General features: G+C 60.2%; 11 protein-coding genes. 6 read left to right on the top strand and 5 right to left on the bottom strand.

What is annotated here, in order from left to right:
* Positions 1-1,192: DUF6600 domain-containing protein (locus tag NMG70_RS32805; protein WP_367185483.1), on the bottom strand; the 1,192-nt coding region annotated here is incomplete at its 3' end.
* A gap of 485 nt (positions 1,193-1,677) precedes the next feature.
* Here NMG70_RS32805 and rnk point away from each other — a divergent pair.
* The 4 genes from rnk (at position 1,678) to NMG70_RS02855 (ending at position 4,089) form a co-directional block, all read left to right on the top strand.
* Positions 1,678-2,139 (top strand): nucleoside diphosphate kinase regulator, encoded by a 462-nt coding sequence (gene rnk, locus NMG70_RS02840; protein WP_254023118.1) that lies wholly within the window; start codon positions 1,678-1,680, stop codon positions 2,137-2,139.
* Positions 2,140-2,622: 483 nt separating this feature from the next.
* Positions 2,623-3,102, top strand: a complete 480-nt coding sequence (locus tag NMG70_RS02845) for a VOC family protein (protein WP_254023254.1) — start codon at positions 2,623-2,625, stop codon at positions 3,100-3,102.
* Between the two features lie 50 nt (positions 3,103-3,152).
* Positions 3,153-3,596: an SRPBCC family protein gene (locus NMG70_RS02850; protein WP_254023119.1), complete on the top strand. Its 444-nt coding sequence runs from the start codon at positions 3,153-3,155 to the stop codon at positions 3,594-3,596.
* Between the two features lie 46 nt (positions 3,597-3,642).
* Entirely contained in the window at positions 3,643-4,089 is a 447-nt protein-coding gene (locus NMG70_RS02855; protein ID WP_254023120.1) for an SRPBCC family protein, read from the top strand.
* Between the two features lie 172 nt (positions 4,090-4,261).
* On the opposite strand, the gene NMG70_RS02860 is transcribed toward NMG70_RS02855, so the two are convergent.
* The 4 genes from NMG70_RS02860 to NMG70_RS02875 form a co-directional block, all read right to left on the bottom strand.
* A complete protein-coding gene (locus NMG70_RS02860) occupies positions 4,262-5,881 on the bottom strand; it encodes an ABC transporter ATP-binding protein (RefSeq protein ID WP_254023121.1) in 1,620 nt (539 codons plus the stop codon).
* 1 nt (position 5,882) lies between these two features.
* A complete protein-coding gene (locus NMG70_RS02865) occupies positions 5,883-7,004 on the bottom strand; it encodes an ABC transporter permease (protein WP_254023122.1) in 1,122 nt (373 codons plus the stop codon).
* Positions 6,997-7,920 carry an ABC transporter permease subunit gene (locus NMG70_RS02870; protein WP_254023123.1) on the bottom strand — a complete coding sequence of 308 codons (924 nt, stop codon included), beginning with the start codon at positions 7,918-7,920 and terminating at the stop codon, positions 6,997-6,999. The genes NMG70_RS02865 and NMG70_RS02870 overlap by 8 nt, the downstream gene beginning before the upstream one ends.
* Before the next feature lie 154 nt (positions 7,921-8,074).
* A complete protein-coding gene (locus NMG70_RS02875; RefSeq protein ID WP_254023124.1) occupies positions 8,075-9,667 on the bottom strand; it encodes a peptide ABC transporter substrate-binding protein in 1,593 nt (530 codons plus the stop codon).
* Between the two features lie 416 nt (positions 9,668-10,083).
* On the opposite strand from NMG70_RS02875, the gene NMG70_RS02880 reads away from it, so the two are divergent.
* Positions 10,084-10,518 (top strand): TadE/TadG family type IV pilus assembly protein, encoded by a 435-nt coding sequence (locus tag NMG70_RS02880; RefSeq protein ID WP_254023255.1) that lies wholly within the window; start codon positions 10,084-10,086, stop codon positions 10,516-10,518.
* Positions 10,519-12,303, top strand: a complete 1,785-nt coding sequence (locus NMG70_RS02885) for a pilus assembly protein TadG-related protein (RefSeq protein WP_254023125.1) — start codon at positions 10,519-10,521, stop codon at positions 12,301-12,303.
* The last annotated feature ends 2 nt before the right edge of the window (positions 12,304-12,305 follow it).

Consider the following 12,305-nt stretch of genomic DNA (forward strand, 5'->3'; position numbering starts at 1 on the left):
GTAGCTCCTTGGCCTTCCGCTTCTCAGGCTTGGCCGCCTGTTCCGGCTCGCCCTGCTCCTGCTCGGCGGCGGGCTGCTCCTTGGCCTTCGGCTTTTCAGGCTTGGCCGTCTGTTCCGGCTCGGCCTGCTCCTGCTCGGCGGCGGGCTGCTCCTTGGCCTTCGGCTTCTCAGGCTTGGCCGTCTCTTCCGGCTCGGCCTGCTGCTGCTCGGCGGCCGGTTGCTCCTCGGTCGTCGGCTTCTCAGGCTTGGCGGTCTCTTCCGGCCCAACCTCTTCGTCGGTCGCCGGCGCCTGTTCGGTCGTTGCTGCGCCTTCGGTCGGCTTCGATTTCCGGCCTGCCTGAACCTGCTTCACCTCCTCGATGTCTTTGAGCTCAGCTGGTTTGGCATCGGGATCGGCTTTCACTTCACCTTCAAAGACCGTGACCGTATTGTTTTCCAATTTGCCGGCCTGCTCGGGCGCCTCCGTCTCACTGACCTCGACGACAGTCACCTGCTGGTTCGTCTCCTTCTCGATCACATCAACGTCAATGACTTTGTTGATCACCACGTTGTTCTGGATCGTCACGTCGCCGGCCGGCTCGGCCGCCTCGACAATGCGCACAAACTCCGGCTCATCACGGATAACGACGACAGAAATGTCATCAGCAAGGAATTCGCGGGTCGGGACCACGACCCAGTAAAAATCCGGCGTGGTGTCGACGGTCACCTCGATTGAAATCAAATCGGGATCGCGGCGCGGCGGCAGCGGAGCCCAGATGATGTGCTCCCTTTCGCGCCGCCAACTCACCCATGCTGGCGCCCAACGAGTGCCGGGAACCCAGTACCAGCCGATGTCGTCGGCATAGCCCCAGCGGCCGTAATGGTAGGTCGCCCAGCCGAACGGCTCGTCGGACACCCAGAGCCAGCCATACTGCTCGGTATAGACCCAATGTCCAATTGTATACGGACGCCAATCGTCAGGTACATCAACCGGGACGAAAACGGTCGCTCCCCGGTACGAAACCCAATCACCGTGGGAAGACAGCTCATCGTAGAATGTGCTGATCGAAATGGAAACGTCGGTGGCAGCCCTCGCCTCGGACACAAGCGACAATGGCGCCACCGGGTTGGGTATCTCAACGACCGTAAGCAGACAGGCAGTTACGCCGCCCAGCATCAGCCGTACAGCGTTTTGGGCAAGGACGCGTTTCATCCCAGTTTCCTCCGAAACAGATCGCCCTTCATCCTGAAAACTCACCGGCTGTCGAATTGTTCCGGCTTGGCATCACACGATGGTACCGGGATCAGCATCAGAGTTGCTTCATGAGGTCGGCGAACCAGATCACGACCGCCGTCGGGCATGAACTTCGAGGGCATCTGCCGAAGAAGGCTGAAGGCCGCGCCTTGCTACCAGGGTCGTCTTGACTTCCCCGATCTCGTCACCAGTTATGGTTATATGAACGCCACAGAAAAGATCCGTCGCGATTTTCTTTTCCGGGTTTGCCCCATCGCGGGATCGTAACCCCCGGCTCGGCTGCCATGCGCCCCGGGCCGAGGGGCAAGCACATGAAATCGACATCGAACGTATGCAGGCCAGCACCGGCTCTGGAGCATGAGCTTTGAGCAAGATCTGTCTCTAATCGGCCGGTCCACCATGCTTGAGGCAGCCCGCTCAACTGAGAATACGAGTATTCGAAAATGCAAGATAACATGAAGGCTCGGCGCAAGCCGACCATCCGCATCTCACAATCGGACCATGCGCGTTTATCGGCGCTTGCGAGCACCGTGGCAGCACGAAATCCGAAGGCTTCCGATGAACTGCTCGCCGAACTCGAGCGAGCGCGCATCGTTTCCGATGGTTTGATCTCCGCGGGCGCCGTCCAGATGGGTTCGACGGTGACGTTCAAGCCCGATACCGGTGACGCGAAAACGGTTACGCTGGTTTTTCCTGGCGATGCGGACATCTCCGAAGGCAAGGTTTCAATCCTTACGCCGATCGGCACGGCCCTGATCGGCCTCTCGGCCGGACAGTCGATCATGTGGACCGCGCGAGATGGGCGCCGGCATGAATTGTCGGTGCTTGCCGTGAACCGGCCTGCTCGGGAAGGCGATGCAGCCGATCAGCGTGCACCAGCACCTTCGACGAAGGCGGGCGTCTAAAGCGCGTCGCGTTTGACCGGCCCCATGCGGCGCGCTTTAGGTTGTTGTTTGTTTCCGCGAAAACTGCGGGCATCAACGCGTCGAGGACCTCAAGCGCCTTCTCCACGAACACCTCGTGATATGGACAACCGGTGCTGAAGCAAACGGCCCGGCCCTACGCCGACCCGCCCTTACCAACCGGCGGTTGGAGGGATCGACTCGGGTTAGGTGGGCCTGCCGCGTGGCAAAAAAGTAAGGTTGGCTGTCGGGAGGCGCGCCACCTGTTCGTCCTCGGGACAGGAAGCAACGAAACCAGCAGGTGAAATACCCGTGAGAGAGTTTAGATCATCGAACACATCTGCGGACGGTGTGATCCAGGCCGACCTTATGATGGCGCTCATCGGTCCCGTTCTAGCCGGCGAGGCGCGCCCAAGGGCTTGTTCGACTGAGGTCTGGCAGACGCTGCGCGAAACAAATACCCCCCAAGAACCGAGGAGATTAGATATGACGAAACTCGTGACCTGCCTGTGGTTCGACCACGGCGAAGCACGCAAGGCGGCAGAATTCTATGCCGCCACCTTTCCCCACAGCCATTTGGATCGGCTGAATGCGGCCGCGTCGGACTATCCCGGCGGCAAAGAAGGCAATGAACTGACGGTCGAGTTCACGGTGCTCGGCCAGTCATTTCTAGGCCTGAACGGCGGCCCGAATTTCAAGGCGAACGAATCCGTCAGCCTAATGGTGCTGACCGAAGATCAGGAAGAGACCGACCGCTACTGGAAGGCGATCATTGGAAACGGCGGCAGCGAGAGCGCCTGCGGATGGTGCAAGGACCGGTGGGGCTTCTCCTGGCAGATCACGCCGAAGCGGCTGATGGAACTGACGACCAGTCCCGACCGCGCCAAGGCCAAGCGCGCGATGGAGGCGATGATGACGATGAAGAAAATCGATATCGCGGCGCTGGAAGCCGCAGCAGCAGGCTAACCCGATCCACGGCAACAACGCCCTGGGGAACTCAACGAATGGAGATGATCATGCCCAACACCGTTAAACTGCACCGGGTTCTCGCCACGAAACCCGAAAAGGTCTACCGCGCATTTCTGGAACCTGACGCGGTCGCGAGTTGGCTCCCGCCCTTCGGCTTTACCTGTACGGTCCATGAGCTTGAGGCGAAGGAAGGCGGCAAGCACAGAATGTCCTTTCGAAACTTCACGACCGGGCACAGCCATTCCTTCGGCGGCACCTATCTGAAACTCGTCCCCGGCGAGACGCTCGTCTACACCGATGTGTTCGATGATCCGAACCTTCCGGGCGAGATGAAAGTGACCGTCACGCTGACGGCCGTTTCAGTCGGAACGGAAATGACGGTGGTTCAGGAGAACGTGCCCGATCTGATCCCCGTGGAGGCATGCTATCTCGGTTGGCAAGAGTCGCTGCGCAAGCTTGCTAACCTCGTCGAGCCCGAAATTACGCAATAAACCGTCTGCGTGATCTCATCCGACTGCGACGACAAGGAAACCAAAAATGACCAACCAGCAGATCACCATTGCCACCACGATCGCCGCGCCAATCGAACGCGTCTGGGAGGCCTACACGACGCCCGGCGATATCACGCGGTGGAACTTCGCTTCCGACGACTGGTGCTGCCCAAGCGCGGAAGCCGATCTAAAGGTGGGCGGCGGCTACAAGGCGCGCATGGAAGCCAAGGACGGCAGTTTCGGCTTCGATTTCGAGGCGGTGTACGAAGAGGTTGAGCCGTACAAGGCGATCGCATTCGCCATGAGCGACGGGCGCAAGGCGCGTACGACCTTCGAAGCCGCAGGGAACGGTACGAAGGTGACGACCATATTCGATGCCGAGACGCAGAACTCCATCGACATGCAGCGTGACGGCTGGCAGGCGATCCTGAACAACTTCGGGCGTTATGTTGAATCCAGCGCAGGACATGAGCAAGTTCAAGGAGGTCGTTGAACTCCGCCGGAAGTAGTTTTCCAAGCCCTATCGGCTGAGACGATCGTCGAGATCAAGGCGCTCTAAACGCCCGAGGCGATGATCGAGATCGAAGCCATGGCAGCCGTGGCTGCAGACGACGGTCTATTCGCCTCGGGGACCTTCAACGACCATCCACTGCTGACCGGTCGCGCTATGCACTCAAGCGAAACCGTGTGACGTCGATGGCCGCGGCCATCAGTGTCTGCGTGTAGGTAGCCTGCGGATTGCTGAAGATCGCCTCGGTCGGCCCTTCCTCTACGATCTTGCCCTGCTTCATGACGATGATGTAGTCGGCCATGGCACGCACGACGGCGAGATCGTGGCTGATGAACAGATAGGACAGTTCATGGTCGGCCTGCAGCTTGCGCAGCAATTCGACGATCTGCTTCTGGACGGAGCGATCGAGCGCCGACGTCGGCTCGTCGAGGACGACCACCTTGGGCTTGAGGATCATCGCCCGCGCGATGGCGATGCGCTGGCGCTGGCCGCCGGAGAATTCGTGCGGGTAGCGATTGCGCGCATTCGGATCGAGCCCGACCTCACGCAAGGCCTCGACGGCGCGCAGGTCGCGTTGCCTGCCCGACAGGATCGGCTCATGCACCAGAAGCCCTTCGGTGATGACCTGGCCGACGGTCATGCGCGGCGACAGCGAACCGAATGGGTCCTGGAAGACCAGCTGCAATTCGCGCCGCAGCGGCCGCATGGCCTGGCGGTCGGCGGCGGAAATATCGCGATCGCCAAAGCGGATGAGGCCATCGCTTGGCAGGAGCCGCAGCAGGGCTCGGCCGAGCGTCGATTTCCCTGAACCGGATTCGCCGACGATGCCGATGGTTTGGTTGCGTTTGAGCCGGATCGAAATGTGATCGACTGCGCGCAGGATCAGCGGCTCTCCGGCAAGAAAGCCGCCGCCGATCTTGAAGGTCACCTCGACATTCCTGCCTTCGAGCAGGACGGGCGCATTTGGCGGTGGCGGCGCCTTGATTCCGGTCGGCTCGGCGGCCAACAGCATCTTGGTATAGGCATGCTGAGGATTGACGAAGATCGCTTCCGCCTCGCCCTCCTCGACGACTTCGCCATAGCGCATGACATAAACGCGGTCGGCAAGACGCCGGACAATGCCGAGATCGTGGGTGATGAAGACGATCGCCATGCCTAGTTTGCGCTGCAGTTCGGCGAGCAGCATGAGGATCTGCGCCTGGATGGTCAGGTCGAGCGCGGTCGTCGGTTCGTCTGCGATCAGTATGTCGGGGTCGTTGGCCAGCGCCATGGCGATCATGACCCGCTGTCGCTGGCCACCCGACAATTCGTGCGGATAGGATTTCATCCGCCGCTCGGGATCGGGAATATAGACCAGCCGCAAGAGCTTGAGCGCCTCTTCGCGTGCTTGCGCCGCGCCAAGCCCACGATGCCGGCGGATCGGTTCGATCAGCTGGTTGCCGATCGAATAGAGCGGATCGAGCGAGGTCATCGGCTCCTGGAAGATCATGCTGATCCTGCGGCCGCGGACCTGGTTGAGCTCGGACTTGCTCAGTGTCAAAAGGTTGCGGCCGCGATAGTCGACGACGCCCGTCGCCTCGCCGTTCGAGGCCAGCAGGCTCATCGCCGCCATCATCGTCTGGCTTTTGCCGGAACCGGATTCGCCGACCACGGCAACGGTTTCGCCTGCATTGACGTGGATGTTGATGCCCTTGACCGCCTCGACCACACCGTCAAGCGTGCGGAAGCGGACGCGAAGGTCCTTGACGCTGAGGATCGTTTCGGAAGCGTCCATCTCAACGATCCCTGGGGTCGAGCGCGTCGCGCAGGCCGTCGCCGACGAAATTCAGCGCGAACAGCGTCGAGACAAGGAAAAAGGCTGGGAACAAAAGCAGCCAGTTGGCGGTGCCGATGTTCTTGGAGCCGGTCGAGATCAGCACGCCCCAGCTGGTCATCGGTTCCTGCACGCCGAGCCCGAGGAAGGACAGGAAACTCTCCAGGATGATGACCTGCGGCACCAGCAGCGTCATATAGATAACCACTGGGCCAAGCAGGTTGGGAATGACGTGGCGGATCAGAATGCCGCGCTGGCCGACGCCCATCGCCTCCGCCGCCTGGACATATTCCTGCCGCCGGATCGACAGCGCCTGGCCGCGCACGATGCGCGCCATGTCGAGCCACAGCACGGCGCCGACCGCCAGGAACATCAGCACGAAGTTCCGGCCGAAGAACACCACCAGCATAATGACGAAGAAAATGAACGGCAGCGAATAGAGCACATCGACAATGCGCATCATCACCTCGTCGACCTTGCCGCCGGCAAGGCCGGCCGCAGCGCCGTAGAGCACGCCGATGACGCCCGCCACGACCCCGGCGAGCAGGCCGATGGCCAGCGAGATGCGCCCGGCCATCAGCGTCCGCGACAGGAGATCGCGGCCGGTATTGTCGGTGCCGAACAGGAAATACTGCTGCCTGATTGAAGCGCTCATTACCGCTTCAAGGCCGTCAGCCGATTTGCTCTCTATCTTGGTGTTGTCGAAGGCGTCGGAACGATCGAGGTAGCGGACATTGCGGTCGTCAATCGGCTTGTGCGATGTGACGGTGACGAAGATGCGATTGTCTTCCTGCCGCCACTGCTTGATGTCGACACGCATGCGCTTGATCGCCTCGTTGAGCGCGGTTTCTATCTTGTCGGGCTTCGGATAGGCCGACAAGCTCGGCGGCATGCGCACATAGTCGGCGTAGATGGTGGTGTATCGATGCGGCACCAAAGAGGGTCCGAACACGCTGAGTATCGCGATGAAGGCAAGATAGTACAGGCTGAACATGGCGGCGCGGTTGGCCTTGAGGCGCGCCCAGGCATCGCCCCACAGGGAACGGCCAACGACAGCCGGAGCGGTGGCTACGATGTCAGTCATAGCGCACCCTCGGATCGACGAAGGCATACATGACGTCGACGATCAGGTTGAAGACGATGGTGAACAGCGCGATGACCACCACGGTGCCCATGACCAGCGTGTAGTCACGGTTGAGCGCGGCCTCGACGAAATAGCGGCCGATGCCGGGAATGGAAAAGATCGTCTCGACGATGATCGAGCCGGTGAGCAGTGCCGCCGCCGCCGGGCCGGTGAAGGAGACGATCGGCAATATGGCACCGCGCAGCGCATGCTTGACGACCACCGACCAGTCCGACAGGCCGAGCGCACGTGCGGTGCGAATGTGGTGCGAGCGCAATGATTCGATCATCGAGCCACGCATCAGGCGGGCGACGATGGCGATTTGCGGCAAGGCGAGGGTCAGCACAGGACCGATCTTGTTGAGCAGGGCGCCATCGCCCCAGCCGCCGATCGGCAGCAGTTTCCAGGTCAGACCGAACAGAAGCTGGATAACCGGCGCAATGACGAAGGTCGGAATGGTACTGCCGGCGGTCGCCAGAGCGATCACTGAATAGTCGGCAAGCTTGTTCTGGTTGAGCGCGGCAATGGTGCCGAGGAGGCAGCCGAGCAGCAGCGCCAGGATCAGGGCCGAGGCGCCGATCTGGATCGAAACGGGCAGGCCCCTGGCAAACAATTCGCCGACGGTGAAATCCGGCATGTTGTAGCTCGGACCGAAATTGCCGCGCAGCAGATTGCCGAGATAGTGGACATATTGCAGCCAGAGCGGGTCGTTGAGGCCGAACTGCGCTTCGAGATTGGCCTTGATCTCGGGGCTCAGGCCCCGCTCCTGATTGAACGGGCCGCCAGGCGCGACGCGTATCAGGAAGAACGCCATGGTCACGATGACCAAAAGCGTCGGGATGGCGGTCAGGAGCCGCCGGAATACGTAACGCAGCATCGGTTCCCCGCTTTGCTTGCAAACCGGGACCGCCGCCCCTAACGCATAACCCCGAACCGAAGTTCGGAAAACGATCAGGCGTAAATCAAAGCGTCCTTTGCGCGTCCCAAAGGACGCGCGGCGCTGTAAAGGAGCGGCAGTCCGGCCAAGGAGATCAGTCCTTGGAGATGAAGCGGGACGGATGCACATCCATGACGTTATCCTCGAAGCCATGAAGCTTCGGAGAAACGATATCCTTGTAGCTATAGTAGAGAAGCGGGATGTTGCCGACATCATCGACGAGGATGCGCTCGGCCTCGGCGAGTTCTTTCATGCGCTCTTCAGGCTTGCCGCCGGCGGCGGCCGCCTCGTCCATGGCCTTCTCGAATTTCGGGCTGTTGTAGCCCGAATAGTTGTTGCCGCTTGCCTTGCGGGAGATGCCGAGGAAGGTTTCCGGATCCTTGTAATCCGCAATCCAGCCGGCACGCGCCACGTCGTAGTCGCCCTTCTGCTCAAGGAAGGAGTAGTGGGTCTTGGTGTCGGTGTTGAGCAGCGTGATTTCGACGCCGAGCGGCTTCAACTGCTCCTGGATGGCGACTGCAGTGTTCTTGTGGTTTTCCGACGTGTTGTAGCGGATTTCCATCTTCAGCGGTTTCTCGGGCGTATAGCCAAGCTTCTCGAGTACCTTCTTGGCCTCATCCTCGCGGTCGATCTGCGACATGTCGGCGTATTTGGCCATTGCCGGCGTATAGCCCTCAATGCCTGGAGGCACCATCGAATAGCCGGGCAGCATTGAGTTCTGCCAGACCTTTTCGGCAAGGAAATCGCGGTCGACTGCCATGGAGATGGCATTGCGCAGTTCGACGTTGTCCCACGGAGCCTTGTCGGTCTTGATCGCAAAATAGTAGGTGCCGAGGTAAGGCCCAACGCGAATCTGATCGCCAAACTTGGCCTTGAGGTCGGCGAGCTGCTCGGTCGGGAGGTCGTCATAGCTGTCGAGTTCGCCGGCCTCGAAGCGCTTTATCGCCGACGAACGATCTTCGGTCGGGATGTAGTTGACGACGTCGAGCTTGACGCTCGCAGCATCCCAGAATTTCGGATTCTTGACCAGTTTGATGTGGTCGTTGGGAACCCACTCCGCCAAGGTAAAGGCGCCGTTGGAGACCAAATTGCCCGGCTTGATCCAATCGGCGCCGAGCTTGTCAATAGACGCCTTGCTGACCGGATAGGTCGCCTGGTGGGTCAGCATTTCAAGGAAATAGGGCGTCGGCGCCTTCAGCGTCACTTCCAGAGTATTTGCGTCGATTGCCTTGACGCCCATCTCCTCCGGCTTCGCCTTCTTGGTGTTCACCTCCTCGGCATTCTTCACGGGATAGAGCATCGAGGCGTATTCGGCGCCGGTGGCCGGATCTTCCAGCCGATGGAAAGCGTAGACGAAGTCATCTGCCGTCACCGGGCTACCATCCGACCAGACACCGTCCTTGCGCAGCTTGAAGGTGTAGACGGTGCCGTCGTCCGATACCGTCCAGCTTTCGGCGGCGCCCGGAATGACGTTCGCCTTCTGGTCTTGCATGACCAGCCCCTGGAACAGGTCACGCAAAACAGCGGCTTCGTATATCGTCGAGGTCTTGTGCGGGTCGAGTGACTCCGATTCGGCAGCGGTGCCTCTGTTGTAGACGACCTCGGCGAAGGCTGGTGTGTAGAACGTGCCGGCGGCCAAAGCCATGGTTGTGGCGAACACCGTCGCCTTCAGCATGTTTTTCAGCATGAAGTTCTCCCTGTCGAGGCGGCCCTTGCGCTACGCCTCTTGAGTGTTGACGCCCCGAAACCGATTAGATGGCCCCTTTGAGCGCGCCGCCGGTTCCCTTTCCGGCAGCTGGTGGCCAAACAGTAACGTGGCGATTTTTTTGTTTCAACAGACTCGTGAGGTCACCCTAAGTAAGGCGCAGCGACAGCCACTGCGCGATCGGCAGAACAGCAGTCGAAACCATGGGTTCGGCTCCTTTTCTCCGCTTCAAGCACTCGTTTTCGGCAAGAATCTGTCGTCGATTCCACTTTGTCGAAATGTCTTAAGCCGCCTTTAAGCAACCACGGGTTACATCTTGCGAGGGCTCCGGTATGTCCCGATGGGCGAAGGACATGAACAGCATAGAAACTAAGACAATCTCTATACCACGGCGTAAAATGCGCCAGTTAAGACGCAAATTGTGCCAGTTTAGAGAGCAGTCCGGAACTTCCGCGATTGAGTTCGCGATGCTTTCGCCGATTTTCATCTTATTATTACTCGGAATGGTTGCATATGGAATCTATTTTGGTGCGAGCCATTCGGTGCAGCAAATCGCAGCGGACGCCGCCCGCACGGCAATTGCCGGGCTGAACGAAGGCGAGCGCCAGGCGCTGGTGACCAGTTTCGTCACCACCAATGCCGCGGGATATCCCTTCGTCGATTCCGACAAGCTGACTTACCAGGCCAAGGACAGCACGGCCGACGGAAACCAGTTCGTCGTGTCCATCCAATATGATGCCCGCAACTTGCCGGTCTGGAATCTGTTCCCGGCGCTGCCAATGCCTGGCACCACGATCTCACGCCAGTCGACAATCCGGGTCGGAGGCATCTGAATGTCGCAAACTTTGGCGGGCAGGATCGGCCGGGCCGCCCGCTCGATGCTTGGCGACCTGAAGGCGAACTTCGCCGTCATGACGGCGCTGTGCGCACCTTTCGCGCTGGCGCTGGCTGCTTTCGCCATCGATGAAGGTTCGATCTATGTGGAGCGCCGGGAAGCCCAGGCAATGACCGATCTGGCGGCAATCACCGCCGCCTCCAACATCAACAACATTGAGGCCGCGGTGGTGACCACGCTCGGCGACAACGGAATGCCGGGTATCGTTGTTCAGAAGGCAGGGCAGACGATCACCCCTGCCCTCGGAAAGACTATCGTGTCGGTCACCCCCGGCCGATATTCAGCAGAGTCGTCGCTCGGCGTCGACAAGCGCTTCGAGGCCGGCAATACGCCCTACAACGCCGTCCATGTCACGCTGAAAAAGGTTCCTGCCCGCTATTTCGCGAGTTCGCTTATCCCTACGCCGGTGATCGGCACCCAAGCCGTGGCCAGCATAGCGCCGCAGGCGATGTTCTCGGTCGGATCCAGGCTTCTCAGCGTCAATGGCGGCATCTTGAACTCGCTTCTCAGCGGCCTCCTGGGCGGCAACATCTCGCTCAGCGTCATGGACTACAACGCTCTGATCGCTGCCGACATCAACCTGCTTTCGTTCTTCGACGCGCTAGCCGTTCAGTTGCAACTGACAGGTGTCAGCTATTCGGAGGTGCTGGCTTCGAAGGCGACTGTGGGCCAGATAGCGACCGCCATGGCTAATGTTTCACCCGTTGGCAGCACCAGCAAGCTTGCTTTGCAGACAATCGCGTCAAGGACCACCAGAACGGTCAAGATACCGCTCAATCATCTTGTCGATCTTGGATCAATTGGCCAGTTGGGCCTCGGGCAAAAGTCGCCCGGTTTTTCGGTCGACGCCAGCGCCATGGGCATGCTGACCACCGCTGCTGCACTGGCCAACGGCTCGAAGCAGGTCGAGCTCAATCTCGGAGCCACCATTCCGGGGCTTCCCTCCACCACGCTTGCCATTGCAATCGGCGAACCTGCACAATTCTCGCCCTGGCTGACAATCGGCGAGAAAGGTGCCGTGGTGCGTACGGCGCAGACGCGGATCAAGCTGGTGGCGTCCGTCGGCGGCAGCAATGCGACTCTCGGTGGCGGCATCAGCCTGCTGGCCGTCAAACTGCCGCTGCATGTCGAGGTGGCCTCTGCCGAAGCCAAGCTGACCGACATCAGCTGCCCGACGGGGCACCCCGACAGTTTGAAAGTTACCATTGCCGCACGTCCGGGCCTTGCCTCGCTGCACCTTGGCGCCAGCGATGCCGACAACAGCCCCTCCGCCTTCGCCGATTTCAGCAATCCACAGTCGTTTCAAAATGCCGAAATCGCGCAGGTCAGCGTGAAGCTTCTGTTTCTCACCCTCAATCTGATCGGCGTGAATGGTTCTGCAGCCGTTGAGATCGCCAACAACGATCCGACGATCTTGACCTTCAACAGCACCGACATCGCAAGCAAGACGATAAAGAACGCCTCGACGAAGAACCTGACGCAATCTCTCACCACTTCGCTGGTCAACAATTTGTCGCTTTCGGTCAGTGCGCTGGGCCTCGGGCTTGATGTAACCGCCTTGCTTGGAACCGTGAAGCCGGCAGTGGTGGCGGCTCTGAACACAGTGACGGCGCCTGTCGACGACTTGGTTTACAACGTGCTTGCGGCGCTGGGCGTGCGCGTCGGCGAGGCCGATGTCCGGGTCATGGGCGCGACTTGCGGGCGCTCCGTGCTTGTTCAATGAGC

Origin of the sequence: Mesorhizobium ventifaucium, assembly GCF_935822925.1 — a bacterium.
Lineage (GTDB): Bacteria > Pseudomonadota > Alphaproteobacteria > Rhizobiales > Rhizobiaceae > Mesorhizobium > Mesorhizobium ventifaucium.